This is a genomic window from Xanthomonas sp. NCPPB 3200 (genome assembly GCF_056393585.1).
In genome coordinates this window covers 3,781,655-3,803,058 of the sequence record NZ_CM150785.1, presented here as the reverse complement: position 1 = coordinate 3,803,058, position 21,404 = coordinate 3,781,655, and the positions used below count along the sequence as shown (strand labels likewise).

Annotated in this window: 16 protein-coding genes; 11 read left to right on the top strand and 5 right to left on the bottom strand. The window is 65.8% G+C overall.

Going from position 1 to position 21,404, the window contains the following annotated elements:
• Positions 1 to 235: 235 nt before the first annotated feature.
• Positions 236 to 2,323: a bifunctional DedA family/phosphatase PAP2 family protein gene (locus AC06DU_RS16420; protein ID WP_478202849.1), complete on the bottom strand. Its 2,088-nt coding sequence runs from the start codon at positions 2,321 to 2,323 to the stop codon at positions 236 to 238.
• Between the two features lie 158 nt (positions 2,324 to 2,481).
• Here AC06DU_RS16420 and AC06DU_RS16415 point away from each other — a divergent pair, with 158 nt between their 5' ends.
• The 4 genes from AC06DU_RS16415 to AC06DU_RS16400 all read left to right on the top strand — a co-directional run bounded on the left by AC06DU_RS16415 (position 2,482) and on the right by AC06DU_RS16400 (position 6,327).
• Complete coding sequence (locus tag AC06DU_RS16415) at positions 2,482 to 3,141, top strand: serine/threonine-protein kinase (RefSeq protein ID WP_016903010.1); 660 nt, start codon at positions 2,482 to 2,484, stop codon at positions 3,139 to 3,141.
• Between the two features lie 128 nt (positions 3,142 to 3,269).
• Complete coding sequence (locus tag AC06DU_RS16410) at positions 3,270 to 4,085, top strand: SDR family oxidoreductase (protein WP_478202848.1); 816 nt, start codon at positions 3,270 to 3,272, stop codon at positions 4,083 to 4,085.
• A 218-nt stretch (positions 4,086 to 4,303) separates the two neighbouring features.
• Positions 4,304 to 5,278: a YiiG family protein gene (locus AC06DU_RS16405; RefSeq protein ID WP_478202847.1), complete on the top strand. Its 975-nt coding sequence runs from the start codon at positions 4,304 to 4,306 to the stop codon at positions 5,276 to 5,278.
• A gap of 107 nt (positions 5,279 to 5,385) precedes the next feature.
• Positions 5,386 to 6,327 carry a YiiG family protein gene (locus AC06DU_RS16400; protein ID WP_164741613.1) on the top strand — a complete coding sequence of 314 codons (942 nt, stop codon included), beginning with the start codon at positions 5,386 to 5,388 and terminating at the stop codon, positions 6,325 to 6,327.
• A gap of 538 nt (positions 6,328 to 6,865) precedes the next feature.
• On the opposite strand, the gene AC06DU_RS16395 is transcribed toward AC06DU_RS16400, so the two are convergent.
• Positions 6,866 to 7,738, bottom strand: coding sequence for an ion transporter (locus AC06DU_RS16395; protein ID WP_024938093.1), 873 nt, complete (start codon positions 7,736 to 7,738; stop codon positions 6,866 to 6,868).
• A gap of 72 nt (positions 7,739 to 7,810) precedes the next feature.
• On the opposite strand from AC06DU_RS16395, the gene AC06DU_RS16390 reads away from it, so the two are divergent.
• Positions 7,811 to 9,037: an acetylornithine transaminase gene (locus AC06DU_RS16390; protein ID WP_478202846.1), complete on the top strand. Its 1,227-nt coding sequence runs from the start codon at positions 7,811 to 7,813 to the stop codon at positions 9,035 to 9,037.
• Positions 9,038 to 9,241: 204 nt separating this feature from the next.
• On the opposite strand, the gene AC06DU_RS16385 is transcribed toward AC06DU_RS16390, so the two are convergent.
• Positions 9,242 to 9,859 (bottom strand): HAD-IA family hydrolase, encoded by a 618-nt coding sequence (locus AC06DU_RS16385; RefSeq protein WP_166774163.1) that lies wholly within the window; start codon positions 9,857 to 9,859, stop codon positions 9,242 to 9,244.
• A gap of 297 nt (positions 9,860 to 10,156) precedes the next feature.
• On the opposite strand from AC06DU_RS16385, the gene AC06DU_RS16380 reads away from it, so the two are divergent.
• The 6 genes from AC06DU_RS16380 to azu all read left to right on the top strand — a co-directional run bounded on the left by AC06DU_RS16380 (position 10,157) and on the right by azu (position 16,865).
• Complete coding sequence (locus tag AC06DU_RS16380; RefSeq protein ID WP_184379593.1) at positions 10,157 to 12,439, top strand: TonB-dependent receptor; 2,283 nt, start codon at positions 10,157 to 10,159, stop codon at positions 12,437 to 12,439.
• A gap of 87 nt (positions 12,440 to 12,526) precedes the next feature.
• Positions 12,527 to 14,134, top strand: coding sequence for a flavin monoamine oxidase family protein (locus AC06DU_RS16375; RefSeq protein WP_478202845.1), 1,608 nt, complete (start codon positions 12,527 to 12,529; stop codon positions 14,132 to 14,134).
• The gene (locus AC06DU_RS16370) at positions 14,131 to 14,556 is read left to right on the top strand and encodes a c-type cytochrome (RefSeq protein ID WP_024938098.1); all 426 of its coding nucleotides are present in this window, start codon (positions 14,131 to 14,133) and stop codon (positions 14,554 to 14,556) included. Before AC06DU_RS16375 ends, AC06DU_RS16370 begins: the two co-directional genes overlap by 4 nt.
• A 31-nt stretch (positions 14,557 to 14,587) precedes the next feature.
• Positions 14,588 to 15,091 (top strand): RidA family protein, encoded by a 504-nt coding sequence (locus AC06DU_RS16365; RefSeq protein WP_039519172.1) that lies wholly within the window; start codon positions 14,588 to 14,590, stop codon positions 15,089 to 15,091.
• A gap of 30 nt (positions 15,092 to 15,121) precedes the next feature.
• Positions 15,122 to 16,324, top strand: coding sequence for a pyridoxal phosphate-dependent aminotransferase (locus AC06DU_RS16360; RefSeq protein ID WP_478202844.1), 1,203 nt, complete (start codon positions 15,122 to 15,124; stop codon positions 16,322 to 16,324).
• Between the two features lie 91 nt (positions 16,325 to 16,415).
• Positions 16,416 to 16,865 carry an azurin gene (azu, locus tag AC06DU_RS16355; protein WP_016903022.1) on the top strand — a complete coding sequence of 150 codons (450 nt, stop codon included), beginning with the start codon at positions 16,416 to 16,418 and terminating at the stop codon, positions 16,863 to 16,865.
• 224 nt (positions 16,866 to 17,089) lie between these two features.
• Here azu and AC06DU_RS16350 read toward each other — a convergent pair whose 3' ends face one another.
• Together AC06DU_RS16350 and AC06DU_RS16345 are read right to left on the bottom strand one after the other, a co-directional pair.
• Complete coding sequence (locus AC06DU_RS16350; RefSeq protein ID WP_478202843.1) at positions 17,090 to 18,280, bottom strand: FAD-dependent monooxygenase; 1,191 nt, start codon at positions 18,278 to 18,280, stop codon at positions 17,090 to 17,092.
• Between the two features lie 74 nt (positions 18,281 to 18,354).
• Positions 18,355 to 21,126 (bottom strand): winged helix-turn-helix domain-containing protein, encoded by a 2,772-nt coding sequence (locus tag AC06DU_RS16345; RefSeq protein ID WP_478202842.1) that lies wholly within the window; start codon positions 21,124 to 21,126, stop codon positions 18,355 to 18,357.
• Positions 21,127 to 21,404 lie beyond the last annotated feature (278 nt).

Below are 21,404 nucleotides of genomic sequence, written 5' to 3'. Positions count from 1 at the left end.
GACACGCTGCGAGTCCGTCCATGTAAGTTCTTGCGCGGACGCGGCATCCATGCCGCGTAAGGTCCCGCGAGCGGTGAGGCAACGCGCACTCGACCAACCAGGCTGTTGAGCTGAACATTCGGCCGCATCCACGCGACGCGAGCGCGTTGCCGCCATCGGTACAGCGTTCAAGAAGTTCTCCTGGCGGCTCCTGTCTACAGAAGTGCGCGTTCGCCGACCGCTGCTGCCAGATTGATCAAGGACGCTGTCGTGACGGATCCGATGCAGCCTGATTGGACGCGGTGTTTTCCGTTTGTGGTGCAGCGCTGTCTTTGTCCTCTCGCTGCAGCGCATTTGTCGACGTGCTGTCGATCAATATCACTGGGACCTGCGAGCGCCGACGCTGTTCAACGCGATGCGGCAATGGGCCGAGTGCTTCACGTAATGCGCTTAGCGCCGGGTCGACCCCACGCAGCGGATACCACAGGCCGATCAGGCTGAAGTGGCGGCTGTAGCGCAGCGTCTGCGTGCTGCCCACCCACAAGGGTTGCGCGCCGGGCTGCAGGCGTGCGGCCGCCGGCCACAGGCGCAACACATGCACATGGCCGGGCGCGGCGTGACGCACCATCAGCAGCGCTTCGACCTGCGTGTCCAGCGTGGCCGGCAGGATCGGCACCTCGTCCGGGCGGCCGCCGACATCCAGCAGATGCAGCGCCTGCTCCCAGCCGGCTTGTGGCTGCATGCGCCACCCGCGTGCTTCCAGCTGGCGCTGCAGCGGTGCCAGCGGGCCGGCCAGTTGCACGTCCAGCGGCCAGCGCTGGTCGTCGTCGAATTCGTTTCGGCGTGCCGGCAGCAGGCGCCACTGGCCATCCCACCAGTCGCTGGCGGGCAACTCCATCAGCAACGGTGGCGGCGGTTCGAACCTGGCCAGTTTGGTACCCAGGTTGCGCGGTGCGAACACGATCGCGCAGGTCAGGAACACGCCGTAGAAGATCCACGAGACCGGCTTGACCCAGAACGCACGGGTGGCACGACGGCGATAGGCGATGCCCAGCACCAGCAGCCAGAAGATGCCGAACAGCATGCCGCCGACCACGTCGCTGAGCCAGTGCGCGCCCAGATACAGGCGGGCGAAACCGATCAGCGACACGATCGCGCCACTGACCAGGTACGGCCATACCCGGCGCCGGCCCGGCAGCTCGCGCGCGATCAGCAGCGCGAAGAAGCCAAAGCCGATCGTGGCCATGGTGACCGCCACCGACGGAAACCCGAAACCGCTGCTGGCCGCCGGCGGGCGCACCACCTGCACGGTGGCGCCCAGCAGTTGTGTCAACGCCAGGCCGAAGGCCAGCGCGATCACCCAGTGCGCCACCGCCATCCAGCGGCGCCGCCAGGCCAGATAGCCCATTGCCGCCGCGATCGCCGGCAGCAGCACTTGCCAGTCGCCCAGCGAGGCCAGCGCCACCATCGGGTAGTCGGCCAGCGGGTTGCGCAGCGCCAGCATCAGATCGTGCACGGCCAGGTCCACGCGCAGCGGCTCACCGTGCGCCAGCACCACCATCAGCAACACGAACCAGCCCCAGCCCAGCAGCAACAGCATCAACGCCATCATCGCCAGCGGTACCGACTCGCGACGGCGCGGGTCGAACACGCTCACCGACCAGTTGCCCAGCACCGGATGCCGATGCGACCACTCCAGCAGGCGCGCCAGCAAGGCGTCCAGGTGGCCGGCCGACCAGCGGTACGAGTACAGCACCATCGCCCAGGCCAGGCCGATCACTGCGGCCAGCAAGGCGACCACCACGAACAGGCGGCCGGCGACTGCAGCCACCGCGTCGTAGGCAGTGCCCAGCACCCAGCCGGGCACCAGGAACAGCAGCGCCCACGAGATGCAGGCCAGGCCGCTGGCGATCAGATAGCGCTTGAACGGCATGTGCGACATGCCGGCGATGGCCGGCACGAACGGCCGCACCGCGCCCACGTAACGCGCGATCAGGATGCTCTTGAAGGCATTGCGCCGGAACAGCAGCTCGCCGCGCTCCAGCAGTTGCGGGTAGCGGCGAAACGGCCAGTAGGTGTGCAACTGGTGGCCCCAACGATGGCCGACCCAGAAACTGAGCGCATCGCCGATGAAGGCGCCCAGGGTGGCACAGGCCACCGCATACGGCCCGTTGATCTGACCCAGCCCGATCAGCACACCGATGGCGAACAGCAACGGCAGCGCCGGCACGATGGCGCCAAGCACGATCACCGCATCGGAAAATGCGATGGCAAAGATCACCACGCCAGCCAGGGTGGGGTGGTGTCCGATCCACTCCAGCGTGGCGTCGATCCATGAATTCATCCCGCGATTATAGGTGGGCATGGCGATGAGGTGACTTGCGCCCTCGTCACATCGCCCGGTCCGCTTCACCTCGGGTTGCGGGCGGATCAGAGCGCACGCGAGCTTGACCGCAGGCAACGCGCGCTGTGGCGATGCAGGCGCCCCGCCTACAATGGGGGATGAGTGACGAACCCGCCGGCAACCTGCCGCTGAAGTCCGATACCTTCGGGCGCATCCTGCTGATCCGCGACGCCGATCGCCTGTTCGTGCGGCGCGACCTGAGCGCGGCGCCGTGGCTGCTGCGCGGCGTGGCCTGGTGGCTGGCGCGGCGCGAAGCCCTGGCCCTGCGTCAGCTCGATGGCCTGGCGCGGACACCGCGTCTGTTGCACTGGGACGGACGCCATCTGGACCGCAGCTATCTGGCCGGCGATGCAATGTACCAGCGCCCGCCGCGCGGCGATCTGGCCTACTTCCGCCGTGCGCGCAGGTTGTTGCAGCAGTTGCACCGCCGCGGGGTGGCGCACAACGATCTGGCCAAGGAAGCCAACTGGCTGGTGCAGGACGACGGCAGCCCGGCGGTGATCGATTTCCAGCTGGCGGTACGCGGCAATCCGCGCGCGCCCTGGATGCGTCTGCTTGCACGCGAAGACCTGCGGCACCTGCTCAAGCACAAGCGCATGTACTGCCCGGCCGCGATCACCCCGGTGGAACGCCGCGTGCTCAAGCGCACCTCCTGGGTCCGCAAGCTGTGGTTCGCCACCGGCAAGCCGGTCTACCGCTTCGTGACCCGCCGCGTGCTGCATTGGGAAGACAACGAGGGGCGGGGGCCGAGGCCCTGAGGGGCGGGGAATCGGGAATCGGAAGTAGGGAATTGGTAGAGCACATCGCGGCAGCTGATCGTTCGTCGGCTGCTGAACGTTCAAGGGACTAAGCTTTTGCGATTCTCCATTCTCGATTCCCCAATCCCATGACCCTAAACGGCAAAACCCTCTTCATCACCGGTGCCTCGCGCGGGATCGGCCTGGCGATTGCGTTGCGGGCGGCGCGGGATGGGGCCAATGTGGCGATCGCGGCCAAATCGGCGGTGGCCAATCCCAAGTTGCCCGGCACCATCCACAGCGCGGCCGCGGCGGTGACTGCGGCCGGTGGGCAGGCGCTGGCGCTCAAGTGCGATATCCGCGACGAAGCGCAGGTGCGTGCCGCGGTGGCCGCCACGGTCGATGCGTTTGGCGGCATCGATATCCTGGTCAACAACGCCAGTGCGATCTGGTTGCGTGGTGCGCTGGAGACGCCGATGAAGCGCTTCGACCTGATGCAGCAGGTCAACGCGCGCGGCAGTTTTCTGTGCGCGCAGGCGTGCCTGCCGCATCTGTTGCAGGCGCCCAATCCGCATATCCTCACGCTGGCGCCGCCACCGTCCTTGAACCCGGAGTGGTGGGGCGCGCATACCGGCTACACGCTGGCCAAGATGGGCATGAGCCTGGTGACGCTGGGGCTGGCAGCCGAGTTCGGCCCGCAAGGCGTGGCGATCAATGCGCTATGGCCGCGCACGGTGATCGCCACCGATGCGATCAACATGATCGATGGCGTGGACGCAGCCGCGTGTCGACGGCCGGAGATCATGGCCGACGCGGCACATGCGGTGCTGACGCGCGAGGCGGCCGGATTTCATGGCCAGTTCCTGATCGACGACCAGGTGCTGGCCGAGGCCGGCGTCACCGACCTGAGCGGCTACGCGGTCGACCCGTCGCGCGCGTTGTTGCCGGACCTGTTTCTCGACTGAGCGCGGCCAACGGCACGCGCGCGCAGCCGGTCTGATACGGGTGCGCCGTCAGCGGCGCATGCGGCCAGCGCGATTCGAAAAAAACGATGCGGCGGACCAGTGGCCGCGCCCCCGCGTGCAAGCCAGGCCGTCGGCGCCCGGGCGTGAGCACAGGGAGTTCACAGTCGTGTTTGCTATCGTGCGCGGCTGAAACCGTTTCCAACAAGGATGTACAGCGCGTGTCTTCGATGTTCCGTGTAGTCGTTTTGGCGGCGTCCGTGTCCGTCCTGGTGGCCGCTTGCGGCGGCAAGTCGCCGTCGCCTGCAACCGACGCCAAGACGAGTGAAAAACAGCCGGACTCCCTGCAGGGCGTGACCGCAAAGCTCAGCGCCTACATCGACTGCTTCAACCGCATCGATGCGAAGGTGCACGCCGGCGCCAGGCAATATACCGGCTGGATGCAGGACCCATTCGCCGGCCCGACCGGTCGCGAATCCGGCATGACCGGTCCGTACGATATCGACGCCTACGACATGAAGCAGTGCGATGCGCCGGTCAGCGTGGCCGCTGCGGCGAACCCGTCGCTGCCTGCATTGGATAAGGCGGCGCGCGACTACCGCGCGGCATTGAAGGCGCTGCAGCCGATCAGTCACGCGGTAGCCGACTACTACACGCGTCAGGACTACGAAGACGACCAGTTCGCCAAGGGCAAGCAGCTGCACCCGGAGCTGATGAAGGTGCTGGCCACCTATGCCGATGCCAGTACCGCCTTCAGCGCCGAACTGGACACGCAAAACGACGCGGCGCAACGCGAAAAACTCAAGATGCTGGAGCAGGGCGAGGGCCGCACGCGCGAATACTACCGGCTGGCGATGATGCTCGACGCCAAGGAGATCGCCGATGCGCTGGAACAGGAGCAGTTCGACGTGCCACGGGTCAGTACGCTGCTGGACGGCTTCAACCGTCTCTCCGACGAGGCGCATGCCAAGGTGGCCGATCAGGAGCCGGGCAGGCTGGACTGGAACAGCTTCGAGACCGCTGCGGAAACCTTCCGCAGACAAGCCAAGGCGCGGGTGAAACGCGTGGTCGAACGAACGCCCTATAGCAAGATGGAACAGGGCTGGCTGGACAACCCCTCGCTGGCGCCGGAGGGTTCGCCACGCAAGTTGCTCAACACGTACAACGCGCTGGTGTTCGAAAGCAATCGTCAGTAATTGCCGCGCTGCACCCGCCGCGCGCGTGCCGAGGGTGCGCCGCGCCAGATGTCATTCGGCCGCATGCTGCGGCAGCCACCTCGTTCAACCCATCACTGGAACCCAAGATGACCCTTCGACTTCGTTATGCGCCGCTCACCGCGGCGATGGCTTTCGCCGCGCTGCTTGCCGGCTGCCAGAAAGATGCACCTGCCGCCGCAGTGGAAGGCGCCGACAAGATCAATGCCTACATCACGTGCTTCAATGGCGTTGAGCAGCCGATCCACGAGAGCTATCAGCAATACATCGAGTGGATGCAGGACCCCGAGGCTGGCCCGACCGGCAAGGAAAGCGGCATCCATGCACCGGGCACGGTGCTGTCGCATCACGTGGACGAATGTGGCGCGCCGATGACTGCGGCCTTGGCGCAAACACCCGCCAACCCCGAGCTCGATCCGGTGGCCAAGACCTATCAGGAACGTTTCACCACGCTCAACGAGCGTATCGGCGAAGCGGTACGCTACTACGACCGCGAGGATTATCTGCGCGACGACGGCAAGGGCATGAAGGCGCTGCACGCGCCGTTGATGCAGGCCTATCAGGCCTTCTTCGAAGCCGGCGAAGCCATGAATGCCGCACTCGAACGTAACGAAGACATGCGTCGCCAGGCGCAGATCGATGCGATCGAAAAGGAAGAAGGTCGCAGCGCCTCCTGGTATCACCTGAAGATCATCGGCGAAGGCAAGCAACTGGTGCAGGTGCTCGACAGCGACACGCCGGATCTTGCCGCAGCGCAGTCCCAGCTCGCGCGTTATCAAGGCATTCTGGAAGAGGCGCAGAAAGCCAAGGTCGGCCAGGGCGATGCGATGTGGGGCCACATGGAACGCTCAGCCGACAAGCTGGCGCGCGAGTCGGGACGACTGGTCGAACGTATCCGCACCAAGACACCATTGAACAAGAGCGAGCAGATGCTGCTGGAAAGCGGTTCGATGCCGCCGGGCGGCACCCGCCAGGCCGTGCTCGCCAGCTACAACGATCTGATCGACATGAGCAACCGCATGTCGCATTGATGCTGTGCGGGCATTCCTGTCGCGTTGTGTAAGCGGATCGCGCACTGCTTTTACCGTGCACACCGATTATCTCGACAGGTCCTTGCCCGCCCATCGTCGCGGGACCTTACGCGGCATGGATGCCGCGTAAGAGCCTACAAGGACGTACTTGCGGCGTGTCCTGCGATGGTGGGCGGGCAAGGGCCCCGCAGCCAAGCAACAGATCATTCGTTCTACGAATGATCCATCAGCACTATCCAGGTCCATCGAAACACACCACATAAAGAAGTCGAGACCTGGAAGCGTGACCGTGTTTAGGCGCGATCAGCTGCTGAGATCAAAAGTTCGGCGAGTCGACGGCGTGATGCCTCCACCGCTTGCGGGACATGCCGTGAATCCGTGCCAGCAGGCTCCGTAGCGGCATCCTTGCCGCCAAGGGTTCCAAAATCGATAAGACCACCGCACATGTCAGCCTTGTTGCATGCCGATGGGAACCGCAAAGCCGGCTGCCTCCGCTTCTCGGCGGGCGCAGGCGTTGCGTCGCGTCGGCAGCACCGCGTCAGCCGTTGGAGATCTCCGGCAGCGGCTCGGCACACTGGCGGCAATAGCGTGCGTCGGGCGCGTGGCCTTCCAGTCCGCAACGTGGACAATTGCGCGCATCGCGCTTGCCGGTGTGGCCACCTTCGCGCAGCGTGCTGGCCAGTTCGGCAGTGTAGATGCCGGTGGGGACGGCGATGATGCTGTAGCCGATCAGGATCAGCGCCGAGGTGATGAAGCGGCCCAGCGTGGTCTGCGGCACCAGGTCGCCAAACCCCACGGTGGCCATGGTCACGATGGCCCAGTACATGCTGGTCGGGATGCTGGTGAACCCGTGTTGCGGTCCTTCGATCACATACATGGTGGCGCCGGCGATCACGGTGATGGTGAGCACGCTGAACAGGAACACCAGCACCTTGCGCCGGCTGCGCCACAGCGCGTCCACCAGTTGCCCGCTTTCTTCGATGTAGCGGGTGAGCTTGAGGATGCGGAACAGGCGCAGGATGCGCAGCACACGCACCACCAGCAGCGTCTGCGCACCGGGCACGAAGAACGACAGATAGCTGGGCAGGATCGAGAGCAGATCGATCACGCCCCACACGCTCAATGCGTAATGCAGCGGGCGCCGCACCACCGCCAGGCGTAACGCGTATTCGACGGTGAACAGGACCGTGAACGCCCATTCCAGCGGCACCAGCCAGTGCGCCGAATGCGAATGGATGCGCGGCACGCTGTCGATCATGATCACCACCACGCTGGTGAGGATCGCCACCACCAGCATCAGGTCGAAATTGCGCGATGGGCGGGTGTCGTGCCGGTAGATGATGTCGAACCATTGCCGGCGCCAGCCGTGGTCGGTGGCGGGAGTGAGCTGGGGATCGGAGAAGGGGCGCATCCGCGCATTGTGCCGCAGGCCGGCGAATGCGCGAGAATGCGCGTTCTCCCTCCGCTTCTGTGACCCACCATCATGAGCACCGCTGCCGATTCGCCCCTGTCCCTCGCGCATTACTACCTGCCGGTGTATCGCCCGCGCCAGGTGGTGCTGGAGCGTGGCCAGGGCAGTCGCGTGTGGGACGACCAGGGCCGCGCGTATGTGGATCTGTCCGCCGGTATTGCGGTCAGCGGGCTGGGCCACAACGATCCGGACCTGATGGCCGCGCTGACCGAGCAGGCCGGCAAGCTGTGGCACACCAGCAATGTGTTCTTCAGTGCGCCGCCGCTGAAGCTGGCCGAAGAGCTGGTCACCGCCTCGCGCTTCGCGCACAAGGTGTTCCTGTGCAATTCGGGTACCGAGGCCAACGAAGCGGCGATCAAACTGGTGCGCAAGTGGGCCAGCAGTGAGGGCCGCCCGGCCGACAAGCGCGTGATCGTGACCTTCCGCGGCAGCTTCCATGGGCGCACCCTGGCGGCGGTCACTGCGACCGCGCAGCCCAAGTATCAGGAAGGCTACGAGCCGCTGCCCGGCGGGTTTCGCTATGTGGACTTCAACGATGTCGCCGCGCTGGAAGCGGCCATGGCCGCGGGCGATGTGGCCGCGGTGATGGTCGAGCCGATCCAGGGCGAGGGCGGGGTGATGCCGGCCGCGCCGGGCTTCCTGAGCCGCGTGCGTGCGCTGTGCGACCAGCACGATGCGCTGCTGGTGCTGGACGAGATCCAGTGCGGCATGGGCCGGACCGGCACGCTGTTCGCGCATTGGCAGGAGCAGGTGACGCCGGACATCGTGACGCTGGCCAAGGCGTTGGGTGGCGGCTTCCCGATCGGCGCGATGCTGGCCGGCCCCAAGGTGGCCGAAACCATGCAGTTCGGCGCGCACGGCACCACCTTCGGCGGCAACCCGCTGGCCGCGGCAGTGGCGCGCGTGGCGCTGCGCAAGCTGGCCTCGCCGCAGATCGCCGAGAACGTAGAACGTCAGTCGGCGGCGCTGCGCGCCCGCCTGGAGGCGCTCAACACCGAGTTCGGCCTGTTCGCACAGATCCGCGGGCGTGGCCTGATGCTGGGCGCGGTGCTGGCGCCGGCGCATGCCGGGCAGGCCGGTGCGATCCTGGATTTTGCCGCCAAGCATGGCCTGCTGTTGCTGCAGGCCGGGCCGGATGTGTTGCGCTTCGTGCCGGCACTGAATCTGACCGATGCCGAGCTGGCCGATGGGTTGGAACGCCTGCACCTGGCCATTGCCGAGTACGTGGCGCAGAAGTGATGGAGTCCTGCGCGTCTGCGCCGTCGTGGCGGGTGCCGCGCCGGTAAGCGCGGTGGGGTAAGCGGCGCGGGTCGTTGCGTTTCTTCGACGCGTTCAACGCTGCGATCAGCGTCTTGCGTCACCCTTGAGGGTGATCAGTGTTTCGCGATGCTCAACGATTCCCGATTCCCGATTCCCCAATCCCCAATCCCCAATCCCGGCTCTTCACCCCAGCCCATACCGTTTCAAGACCCGCCGCAACGCCCGCGCATCGCGCACCGTGTCCGCATGCAGGCCGGCGGCACGCGCGCCGCGGACGTTGACGAATAGATCGTCGACAAACAACGTGCGCGCAGCACTAGCATCCAGTTGTGCAAGCGCGCGCTGATACACCTGCACATCGGGCTTGCGGCCGCCAAGCGCGCCGCTGCACAGCACGCGGCCCTGCAATAGCGGAAACAGCGGCGGCACGATCCGCTCAATCGCTTCCGCCATCAATGGCCCGTTGTTGGTGAGCACCGCCACCGCGGTGGTTGCCGCCACCGCCAGCACCTGCGTCAGCACTGCCGGGTCGGCGCGGCATGCCGCCACGCGTGCGGCGATCCAGGTGGCGCGATCGATCGCGCAGCCAAGGCCGTCGCTGAGCTGGGCCAGATAGGCCGGCGTGTCGATCACCCCGGCGTCGTAGGCGCGCTCCAGGCCCTGCTCGAACAACACCTTTTGCACATGTTGCGGCGTGCGCGCCGCCGCATTGGCAAGCGCCGCCACACGGCGCGGCCGCGAGTAGCTGGCCAGCACGCCGTCGAAATCGAGCAGTAACAGGGACGGTGCTGCAGGCGGCATGGGTGCACTCGGAATGTGGCGGGGCAGCGTTGTCGATTCACCACGGGATGGCAAGCGTGCAAGACCTGGTATGTCCGGATCCACGCAGGTGGGTAGGGATGGTACCCATTCAGATCGTTGAATTCGGCAGCAACCTACCCACCCGCGCCGCCCCTACCCTCCGCGCGGCGCTTGCGGTGGAACTGTGCTGGGTATGGTCGATGCATGCCGCATCCGCGGTGTCAGCCGGTCTTGGGGAGCGGGCCCGGTCACTCAGCACGTCACACCATCCAGGGGGTCGATTGCATGCGCAAGCGCTTGAACACCGATCAACTGGCGGCGTCGGTCGCCGCCATTCTCACCACTGCCACGCGTGGTCGCACGCTGGCTTCGATGACCTTGGTGCTGGCTGGTGCACACAGCCTGCCCGTCCTGGCACAGGAAGCGCGCACGCTGGACGCGGTCAGCGTGGTCGGTACCGGCTCCACGCGCACCACGGCTTCCATCTCCGTTGCCGAGATCCAGGCCCAGGTGCCCGGCGTGGCACCGCAGCAGTTGCTGGCGAGCCTGCCCGGCGTGAATGTGCAGACCACCGATCCATTCGGGCTGTACGAGTTCGGCGACTCGATGACCATCCGCGGCTTTTCCGCCAACCAGATCGGCGTGACCCTGGACGGCATCCCGATCGAAACCTTCGACACCCGCGAAGGCGGCCCGATCACCCGCTACGTGTCCAGCGAGAACCTGCTCGACGTCACCGTGTCAGCCGGCTCCGGCGATGTCACCCAGCCGTCGTACCACGCACTCGGCGGTGCGATCCGCTACACCAGCCTGCCCCCAAAGGGCGGCGACAGCTGGAGCGGCAATCTCACCCAGACCATCGGCTCGGACGATCTGGTACGCAGCTTCGTGCGGCTGGATACGCCGGACTGGTGGGAAGGCGGCCCCAGCGCCTATCTGTCTGCCTCGCGCACGCAGGGCGGGGTGTGGGACATGGAACCGGCCACGCAGAAGAGCGATCACTTCGAAGCCAAGATCCGCCAGGCCTGGGACGTGGGCCACCTGACCCTGGGCTGGATCTACAACAACCGCAAGGACTACGACGTGCAGTCGTACAACTCCGACGGCTCGGTCGCGTGGGATCTGCATGAGCGCATCACCGGCAATCCGGAAGTGGATGCCGAGCATTACAGCGAATGGCAGAACGGCCGCCGCGACTCGCTGCTCAGCCTGCACGGCGATTTCCTGTTCAATGATGCGATCGGTTTCACCTTCACCGGCTACTACGAGAACAAGCATGGTTACGGCGTCGGCGGCACGCCGCCGAGCACGGCCACTGGCCTGTACAACGATGCCATCGCCGGTACGCCAGGGCGCACCGACATCGCCATCAACGACCCGCAGATCGTCGATGCCAACGGCAACGTCACCCGCGTCGGTGCGATGACGCGGCGCGAGGAAATCATGGGCGGCGATCGCTACGGCGTGACCACCGCGGTGTCGTGGGAGACCGAGCACAACAAGCTCGAAGTCGGTGCGTGGTACGAGAACTACGACTTCGACCAGGTGCGCCCGCTGTACAACCTGGACCCGGCCACCGGCGCACTGCTCAAGGGCTCGCTGCCGATCGTCATCTACTACGACAACCACTTCTCCACCGAGGTGAAGCAGCTCTACATCAAGGACACGCTGCGCCTGCTCGATGACCGGCTCACCATGGAGTTCGGTGCCAAGGGACTGGATGTCAAACGTGACTACAACGGCATCGCCAATCTCGATGACTTCAATGTCGGTGTGCGCCGCGATGTCACCATCAAGAACAGCGACTGGTTCCAGCCGCAGGTCGGCGCCAGCTTCCAGCTCGCCGACGGCGTGCAGGTATTCGCCAACTACGCGGAGAACTTCAGCTCGGCGCCGCGGCTGGCGTTGACCTCGGGCGCATTCAATCCGGATATCGCACCGGAGGAATCGACCAATATCGATATCGGCATCCGCGCCGAATCCAGCCAGTGGAGCGGCTACGTCGCTGCCTACAAGATCGATTACGAGAACCGCATCATCGCGCTGACCGACCCGGACCCATTGGTGGTCGCACCCACGATCTACGCCAACGTCGGCGACGTGCAGACCTACGGTGCGGAAGTGTCCGGCATGTGGAAACCGGCACCGGGCTGGCGGCTGGGAGCGTCGCTGACCTGGAACAAATCCGAGTTCCAGGACAACTATTTCGGCCCGGTCAGCGGCAACCTGGTGCAGGTGGAAGGCAACGAAGTGCCGGACTCGCCCAAGGTGATGTTCAGCCTCAACGGCGGTTGGGAAGGCGAACATTTCTTCGCCAACCTCGACACCAAATACACCGGCAAGCGCTACGGCGACACGCTCAATACCGACCAGGTGGATGCCACCTTCATCGTCAACGGCAGCGTCGGCTACCAGGGCGAGGATGCCGGGTTCCTGGCCGGTGGGCGGCTGCAGTTGTCGGTCTACAACCTGTTCGACAAGGACGATGCGATCGGTGCGGTGTTCCCGAACGAAAGTTCCGGCTCGTACCAGTTGATCGCACCGCGCCAGCTGTTCGCCAGTCTGTCCTACAAGTTCTGAGGCGGTGACGCGGCCGGCTGCGTTGCCGGCCGCGTCATCGGTGGTGTCAGTCGCACTCGCTCCATGACATGCAAGGACTACGCGTTGATGCAAGGCAATCATTCTGGGGCGATGACGCGGCGGCAACTGCTGGCGCGCATCGGCATGACCGCTGGCGGCGCGATGATGTACCAGGCGATGAGCAGCCTGGGCATGGCCGCCGAATCAAATTTCAAAGGGTCGCTGCAACTGGACGGCGACCCGAAAGGCACCTCGGTGCTGATTCTGGGGGCGGGGCTGGCCGGCATGGCTGCGGCCTTCGAACTGCGCAAGGCGGGGTACCGCGTGCAGGTGCTGGAATACAACGACCGCCCTGGTGGGCGTAACTGGACGCTGCGCGGCGGCGACCGTTACACCGAACTCGGCGGGGCGACCCAGCATTGCCAGTTCGACGACGGGCTGTACCTCAATCCGGGGCCGTGGCGCATTCCGCATCACCACAAGGCGGTGCTGAGTTACTGCAAGCAATTCGGTGTGGCCCTGGAGGCATTCAACCAGGTCAACTACAACGCGCTGTTGCACAGCCAGCAAGGCTTTGGCGGCAAACCGCAGCGCTTCCGCGCCATCGATGCCGATTACAAGGGCCACGTGTCCGAGCTGCTGGCCAAGTGCACGCAGCAGCAGGCGCTGGACCAGAGCGTGAGCCGTGAAGACCAGGAGGTGCTGTTGGAGTCCTTGCGCACCTGGGGCGCGCTCGACCACAAGTTCGGCTACGTCAAAGGCAAGGACAGCAGCGAGCGGCGCGGCTTTGCGCGGTATCCCGGCGGCGGCCTGTCGGGCAAGCCGGAGTTCTCCGATCCCTTCAGCGTGCAGGACGTGTTGCGCTCGCGTCTGTGGACCACGTTGGCGGCCGGCAACAACTACGAAATGCAGACCACCATGTTCCAGCCGGTGGGCGGCATGGACCAGATCGGCAAGGCGTTCGCGAAGCAGCTTGGCGATGCGATCACCTACAACGCCAAGGTCACCAGCATCGATCAAGACGGCAACGGCGTGCGTGTGTCCTGGCAGGATGCCGCGCACGGCGGCGAAGAACGCATCGCCAGCGCCGATTGGTGCATCTGCACGATTCCGCTGTCGGTGCTCAGTCGGATTCCGGTCACCGCCGGCGACGCGATGACCACCGCGATCGGCCAGGTGCCGTACGCGGCATCGGTGAAGGTGGGCCTGCAGTTCAAGCGCCGCTTCTGGGAAGAGGACGAGGCCATCTACGGCGGCATCAGCTATACCGATTTGCCGATCACCTTGATCAGCTATCCCAGCACCAACTATCACAGCCCCGGCAAGGGCGTGCTGCTCGGTGCCTACGTGTGGGGACTGGACGCCTACCAGTTCACCTCGATGCCCCCGGAGCAGCGCGTGCGCAAGGCGGTCGAATACGGCACGCAGCTGCATCCGCAGTATCCACGCGAGTTCGAGAACGGCATTTCGGTCGGTTGGCACCGCGTGCCGTTCACGCATGGCTGTTTCGGCATGTGGAGCGAGCAGGCGCGTGCCGAGCACTACACGCCGCTGTGCCAGATCGACGGGCGCCTGGCGCTGGCCGGTGAACACGTCTCCTATATTCCGGCCTGGCAGGAGGGCGCGATCTTGTCCGCGCACGATGTCGTCGGCCGTCTGCATCGCAAAGTGCTGGCCGGAGGAGGTCGCGCATGAGTCTGTTACCACGATTGGCTGCGGCCAGCTTCGTCGTTGCGATGGCTGCCTTGCTGGTGCCGCCGGGCGTATACGATGCGCAGGCGCAGAGTTCCGATGCCACCCAGCTGTTCCCGCAGCAGGGCTTTGCCAAGGCATCCGGCCAGGATGTCTACCAGGCGATCTGCCAGGGCTGCCACATGCCGGCCGGGCGCGGCGCGCAAGGTGCCGGCGAATACCCGGCGCTTGCCGGCAATCCCAAGCTGGCCGCCGGACCCTACGTCACCATGATGGTGCTCGACGGCCACGCCGGCATGCCGGGCTTCGGCGAGATGCTCAACGACCGCCAGGTGGCCGAAGTGGCAAGTTATGTGCGCACGCACTTCGGCAACGATTACGCCGAGCGCGTCACCGTCGACGACGTCAAATCGTTGCGCCACTGATTCCCCCTTCTCTCTCATGCAAGGAGTTGCCATGTCCCGTCCAGTGACAGCCGTCCTCACTGCCGCCCTGTTGTGGTCTGCGGGTCTCACCGCTGCGCACGCCGCCGAGGTGATCCGCCACAAGATTCCCAACAGCGATTTCCCCATCGCTGCCGCCGTGGAAATTCCTGCCGGCAAGGCCACTGTCTATGTCAGCGGCAAGGTGCCGGCGGTGGTGGATGCCAGTGCGCCCAAGGATTCGGCTGCCGCCTATGGCGACACCAAGGCGCAGACGGTGAGCGTGTTGAACCAGATCAAGCAGCAACTCGCAGCGCTCGGCCTGGGGATGGGCGATGTGGTGAAGATGCAGGTGTTTCTGGTCGGCGATCCGGCCATGGGCGGCAAGATGGATTTCAACGGGTTCATGGAGGGCTACCGCCAGTTCTTCGGCACCAAGGAGCAGCCCAACCTGCCGGCACGCTCGGCCTTCCAGATCGCCGCGCTCGGCAATCCGCTGTATCGGGTGGAAATCGAAGTGGTCGCCGTTCGTCCCTGAAACCGTCGTGCCGTCCTGCTGGAGGTTGTCATGAAAACTGCTCTTTCGCGCCGCATGTTTCTGCGCGATTCCGCGCTGTTTGCCGGCGCTGCCGGTGCGAGTGCGCTGCCGCTACTGGCCAGCGCCGCCGAACGTTCCGCCGCCGTCGCGCCGACACCGGCCAGCGCGCTGTCGCCGGTGATGATCGGTTCCAACGAATTTCCCGATGGCCCATCGGCGGCCGCGGTCAAGGCCATTGCACAGATCGCACCGCAAGGCGGACGCTACTTGCGCGATGTGCAGAGGGAACTGATGGATACCCTGGCCGCCGAGCTCAACCTGCCGGTCGATCACCTGATGGCCTACGCCGGCTCCACCGAGCCGCTGGACTACACGATGCTGGCGTTCACCTCGCCCAGCGCCGCGCTGGTCACCGCCGACCCCACCTACGAATCCGGCTGGCGCGCCGCCACCCGCAATGGCGCAAACCTGATCAAGGTGCCGTTGCGCAAGGACTTCTCGCACGATGTGCAGGCGATGTGCGCCGCCGACGCCAGCCCTGGCGTGATCTACATCTGCAATCCCAACAATCCCACCGGCTCGGTCACCGCACGCAAGGATCTGGACTACGCATTGGCGCACAAGCCCAAGGGCAGCGTGCTGGTGGTGGACGAGGCCTATATCCACTTTGCGCAGAGCACCAGCAGCGTGGTCGACATGGTCGCTGCGGGCGAGGACGTGGTGGTGTTGCGTACCTTCTCCAAGCTCTACGGCATGGCCGGCATTCGCCTCGGCTATGCGGCCGCGCGCCCGGACCTGCTGGCCAAGCTGATGTTCTACAGCGTCAACAGCCTGCCGGTGACCGCCGCCGCCGCAGGCCTGGCCAGCCTGCGCGATCCCGCACTGGTGCCGCAGCGGCGCGCACGTACCGCGGCCACACGCAAGGACGTGATGGAGTTTCTCGCCAGGCAGGGCTACGCCTGCACCGCCTCGGAGAGCAACTGCTTCATGGTCGATGTGAAGCGCCCGGCCGCCGGCTTCAAGGACGACATGGCCACCCATGGCGTGTTCATCGGACGCAGCTGGCCGGTATGGCCGACTTGGTCGCGCATCACCGTCGGCACCGACGCGGAGATGGCACGCTTCAAGCAGGCCTTCGTGCAGGTGATCGCCGGCAAGCGCGGCCCGTTGCCGCTGCCGGACGCTACGGCCGCTGTACATGATCCGATGGATGCTTTTTTCCGTTACGCATGAGGCGTTACTCTGGCACCACCGGCGCATGCCAACGCGCTGGTGTGGCCAGGCGCGCTGGGCGTCGCGCATCCCTTAACGCAGGAGTGTTCCCTTGAAAGTGTTTTCGACATTTGCCGTGCTTGGTCTGGTGCTGCTGGCGCCTTCGGCATGGGCGCGTACCTGCGCCGTCACCATCACCGGCAACGATCAGATGAAGTTCGACCAGAGCGCGATCAAGCTGGCGCCCGACTGCACGCAGGTGGACCTCACGCTCAAGCACTCCGGCAAGATGGCCGCCACGGTGATGGGGCACAACTGGGTGCTGACCAAGTCCGCCGACTTCCAGGCAGTGGCCAATGCCGGCATACGCTCCACCATTGCCGACAGCTATCTGCCCAAGGCCGACGCGCGCGTGATCGCGCACACCAAGGTGATCGGCGGCGGCGACAGCACCACGGTGAGCTTTCCCACCAGCAAGTTGAGCAAGGGCGGCGATTACACCTTCTTCTGCTCGTTCCCCGGCCACTGGGCGATGATGAAGGGCACGCTGAGTTTCGGTTGAGCTGTCACGTGCCGCAGGTGTGCGTGGCCGCGGCAGGAGTGAAGTGTGAGGGAGCTGGCACGCGGTTGCGTCGCGTGCTCCAGGGCGATCGCGACCGGAGTGGGCGGCGGCGCCAACCAGCGTCGTGGACGCTGCTTCTGGTTTCGGCGTTGGCGCATCAGCGTCTTTCGCCGAACGCGATGTAGTCTGCGTTTTTAACGGGCTTTCCCGGTCAATCGGTTGATCTACTCGTAGCTTGGCAAGGCGATGGCATTGGCGTCCCGTGCAAAATGGTTGTTGATGAACGACCTGAGTGCGGGCCGGCTGGCCAGGCGGATGGCGTTGCGCAGCACTGCCAGGCCGAAGCGGGTATGCGGCCACAGCAGGCGCGGGACCAGCTTGGGAATGTTCTGCCCCTGTTTGACGAAGGGACGCATGATGCGTTCGTAATGAGCGAAGGCGGTTGCCGGCGTGTCCGACCTGGCAAGCTCCCCGGCAAGGACGTAGGCACCCACGATCGCAAGCGTGGTGCCGATGCCGGACAGTGCGGTCGGGCACCATGCCGCATCGCCGGTCAGGACCACCCGACCGTTGGACCAGCGGTCCATGTGTACCTGGCGCAGCACATCGAAGTAGAAGTCGTCGACGTCCGTCATCGCATCCAGGATGCGTGGAAACTCCCAGCCCAGCGCAGAGAACTGCGCACGAATGAAGGCGCGCTGTTGCGCCACGCTCCAGCTGTTCTCGTGACCGGGTCGCTTCTGGATGCCAAGATAGACTCCCAACTTGCCGTCGCGTGCAGGTTTCACCACCGCTCCCCGACCACCTAGCGTGTTGTATTGCCGCGCATAGGCACCGTCACTGGCGATCTGCGGAATGCTGAAGTAGGCAATCGTCAGGTCCATCCAGCGCGGCCGATTCTCTGCAGGGAAAACCAGCTCCCTGGTGTGCGAGCCGACGCCCTCGGCGATCACTACAAGTGCATAGGTTTCCTGATGGCCGCCGGCAAAGGTGACCTGGACGCCGCCGTCGTGCTGCTCAATGTGTTCGATGCTGTCACCGAAGCGGAAGCGCACTCCTTGCCCCGCTGCGGCCTCGTAGATGATCCGGGCGATATCGCCGCGGCGGATTTCCATCTCCGCGGTCGGGCCGCCGTCGGTGTCGGAGTGCGCCGCTTCGAAGCGGCCGACCACGTGATTGTCTTCGGTGACCCAATCGGTGCCGCGCTCCCGGGTGCTGCGTTCGAGCAGCAACGCCTCCAGGCCCATCCGGCGCAGCACGTCTCGCGCGGTGCCGCGCACGTCCACGTTCTGTCCGCCGTCGCGGAACGCCGGCGCGCGCTCCACGACTTCAACATCGCGGCCATACCTGGCAAGCCACCAGGCCGTGGTGGTGCCGGCAACGCTGGCGCCAGTGACAAGGATACGAGCAGCCATGCTGTGAGCTCCCGATAAAAATACATCATACATGATGTATTTTTATCGACGGAAGCCAGTGCCGGCGCTGGCGGTCAGCCTGGCGACGTCTCCGCACTGCCGGGCGGGGCCGCTGCGCGCAACAACCCGCGTTGCAAGGCCTGCGCCAACGCGCTTTCGCGGCTGCGTGCATCGAGCTTGCGATAGAGGTTCTTCAAGTGGAACTTGACCGTGTTTTCCGACAGGTGCAGACAGCGTGCGATCTGCTTGTTGGAATACCCACGTGCCAGCTGCGCGAGCACTTCCAGCTCGCGCTCGCTGAAGATGTCGCCGGCCGGGTCCTCGTCGCCGCTGAGGCGCTCGAGCAGGGCCTGGATGGTGAGTGCGCGGGTGGTGCCGCCGACGGTCTGCGGGTCGTGTTGACGCAGCGAGCGCAGCATTGCCTTGGCCGGCAGTCCGAGTTCGACGATCGCCTGCCAGCTCTGCGTCAGCGCCACATGATCGAGCGCGCTGTACAGATGCGGCAGCGCCGCGGCCAGTTCGCCACGTTGCTGCAGCACCAGGGCGATGCGTGCGCGGGTGCGCGCGAGGTGGCACAGGTTGTCGTTGGCCAGGCAGGCCTGTTCGATCTGGCCAAGGATGGTCAGCGCGGCACTGCTGCGTCCGGCCAGCCGGTGCCAGCGTGCCAGCGCAAAGCCCATCGCCGCACGATCGCGCCAGCGGTGGGGCGAGCGCAGCGTATGCGCCAGGCCGGATTCGCCGCCGGTACGGGCGATCACCACATCGATGGCGGCATTGCCCGGATGTTCCAGCAACAGCATCAAGCGCCATGCTGCCGCCAGCTCGGACAGGCGTGTCAGCTTGCGCCCGTGTGCGATCTGTTCGACGTGTTCGAGCAGCGCCAATGCACTGCGCCCGCTGTGGTCGCGCACACGCTCCAGTCCCAGCGCGGTGTCGTAGGCGGAAGCCAGCACGTCCATGCCGCCGTCGTGCTGTTCCAGCAGTTCCAGCGCCGGATGCAGCAGGTCGGCCGCATCGTCGTGGTGGCCGCGTTCGTAATGCAGTTGCGCGAGCAGGCACTGGCCGGCGGCCTCCAGCACGCGATCCAGTTGCGGGGTGCGCGCGCACCAGTTCAGGGCCTGCCGGTAACAGGCTTCGGCGTCGCCGAGTTGCCCGCGGTAGAAAAAGCTCTGGCCCAATGCCAGCAACGCCTGGCTTGCGCCCGGTTCGCTGCCGCCGCGCTGCATCGCGTCGCGTGCGTTCAGGGCGTAGCGTTCGGCCAATGCAAAGGCGCCCTGCGCAATGGCGGTGGTGGCGCAGATGCACAGCAGCATGCCGCGGCCCAGATGATCGTCCTCGTCCAGCGCTGATGCCTGCGCGGCGATCTGGGTCAGGCCATGTGGATTGCCGCAGATCTCGTCGAGGCGATCGCGCAACAGCGCCACCACCACCGTGTAGTCGCGCTGCAAGGGCTCACGCAGCGCCGCTGGAAAGTCGCGGAAGCGTTCCAGCAGCAGGCGCGCATGGCTGAACTCGCCGAGCCTTGCGTGCAGATGCGCCTGGGTGAGATTCAGCGCCGGGGTGTCGCGGATGGTGCGGTGTTCGAAATGCCGGAGCAGTGCGCGCACCTCGTGCGTGCCGTGGGTCAGCACCAGTTGCCAGGTGCCGGCGCGCGTGATGTAGCTGGCGGCCAGGTCGCCACACTCGGCACGCGATGCGTGCCGCACCGCTTCGGCCAGATGCTGATGCTCGCCAAACCAGCGTGCGGCCCGTTGATGCAGGTGCGTGGCCTGGCCGGGATGTTCGCGGTCGAGCAGTTGCTGCAGGAAGTCGGCAAACAAGGGGTGATAGCGGAACCATTCGCGCTCGCCATCCATGGGCACCAGCAGGCCGTGGAAATGTTCCAGCCGCGCCAGCAGCCGGCCGCTGTCGTCGCGCTGGCGCACCGCATCGGCCAGCGCTGCGTTGACGCGCTCCAATGGACTGGTTCGCAACAGCAGGTCGCGCGTATCGGCATCCAGATCGTTGACCACCTGTTCGGCCAGGTACGCGGCAATCTTTGCACTGCGGCCGGAGAAACGCGCGGCCACCTCCTGTTGACGCTGCGCGCCGCCCTCCAGCCACAGGCGCGCCAGATGCAGCGCCACCGGCCAGCCTTCGGTGTAGCGCAGCAATTCGTCCACCACCGGCGCCGGGACCTGGGGCCCCAGCAGTGCCTGCGCCTCGTGTTCATCCAGCGCCAGTTGCGCACTGCCGAGACGGCTGAGCTGCGCCTGCAGGTCCAGCCGCGCCAGCGGCAGTGCCGGCACGCGCCGGGTGGCCAGCAGCAGGTGCAGGCGTCCGCCGCCGTGTTCGACCAGGCGCAGCACCAGCTCGTCGACGATGCCGCTGCCTAGCCGGTCGTAATCGTCGAGAATCACGCTGATGCGCCGTGGCGCCGTGCGCAGCGCGCGGATCAGCACCGTCACCGCCTCGCGCGGATCCTGGTCGCGGTTGTGCAGCACTGCGGCGCACAGCGCCGGATCGGCACCTGCGTGCTGGATCGCCAACGCCAGATGGCCAAGGAAGCGCGCGGCATCGGCGTCCTCTTCGTCCAGCGACAGCCAGGCCACGGCAGCGTGCTCGCGTGCGCGCAGCTGCGCATGCCACTGCGCCAGCAGCGTGGTCTTGCCGAACCCGGGCGGTGCCAGCAGCAGGGTGAGTGGCCGGGCCTGGGCCTGATCCAGCGCCGCCAGCAAGGCACCGCGCACCACCGCACCGGTACGCGGCAGCGGCGGCTCCAGCTTGCTGGCAAGCAGCCAATCGGGAAGGGCGGAATCGCGCGACGGTGAGGGGCGCGGTGTGAGCAACGCAACAGGCTTGAGCATGAGGCGAGGGCGGCCCTGGCAAGCGTCGGCAGCGCGCCGGCTCGACACGCTGCAGATCGTGATGAAACAGCGGCGATGCAGATGGCGTCACCGTGACCGGCGACAACGTCATATCGGCTGCTTCGAGGGTCCCCACCCATGCCCATCCGTGGACACCTTTCAGAAAGGTATGACAGCCACAAGACAAAAGCAAAGCTTGTCGTTGCGCCGCCGCCTGAATGGCGCAAGCGATGGCGCAGGGTGCGTGCAAGCGCCAGGCAACAGCCGAGTCCATCCGG

Excerpts from the sequence above, each read along its gene's own strand:
- AC06DU_RS16350 (WP_478202843.1), bottom strand. The coding sequence starts at position 18,280 with ATGGCTGCTCGTATCCTTGTCACTGGCGCCAGCGTTGCCGGCACCACC.
- AC06DU_RS16360 (WP_478202844.1), top strand. The coding sequence starts at position 15,122 with ATGAAAACTGCTCTTTCGCGCCGCATGTTTCTGCGCGATTCCGCGCTG.
- AC06DU_RS16345 (WP_478202842.1), bottom strand. The coding sequence starts at position 21,126 with ATGCTCAAGCCTGTTGCGTTGCTCACACCGCGCCCCTCACCGTCGCGC.
- AC06DU_RS16390 (WP_478202846.1), top strand. The coding sequence starts at position 7,811 with ATGAGCACCGCTGCCGATTCGCCCCTGTCCCTCGCGCATTACTACCTG.
- AC06DU_RS16370 (WP_024938098.1), top strand. The coding sequence starts at position 14,131 with ATGAGTCTGTTACCACGATTGGCTGCGGCCAGCTTCGTCGTTGCGATG.
- AC06DU_RS16410 (WP_478202848.1), top strand. The coding sequence starts at position 3,270 with ATGACCCTAAACGGCAAAACCCTCTTCATCACCGGTGCCTCGCGCGGG.
- AC06DU_RS16385 (WP_166774163.1), bottom strand. The coding sequence starts at position 9,859 with ATGCCGCCTGCAGCACCGTCCCTGTTACTGCTCGATTTCGACGGCGTG.
- AC06DU_RS16415 (WP_016903010.1), top strand. The coding sequence starts at position 2,482 with ATGAGTGACGAACCCGCCGGCAACCTGCCGCTGAAGTCCGATACCTTC.
- AC06DU_RS16420 (WP_478202849.1), bottom strand. The coding sequence starts at position 2,323 with ATGAATTCATGGATCGACGCCACGCTGGAGTGGATCGGACACCACCCC.
- AC06DU_RS16365 (WP_039519172.1), top strand. The coding sequence starts at position 14,588 with ATGTCCCGTCCAGTGACAGCCGTCCTCACTGCCGCCCTGTTGTGGTCT.
- AC06DU_RS16375 (WP_478202845.1), top strand. The coding sequence starts at position 12,527 with ATGCAAGGCAATCATTCTGGGGCGATGACGCGGCGGCAACTGCTGGCG.
- AC06DU_RS16400 (WP_164741613.1), top strand. The coding sequence starts at position 5,386 with ATGACCCTTCGACTTCGTTATGCGCCGCTCACCGCGGCGATGGCTTTC.
- AC06DU_RS16395 (WP_024938093.1), bottom strand. The coding sequence starts at position 7,738 with ATGCGCCCCTTCTCCGATCCCCAGCTCACTCCCGCCACCGACCACGGC.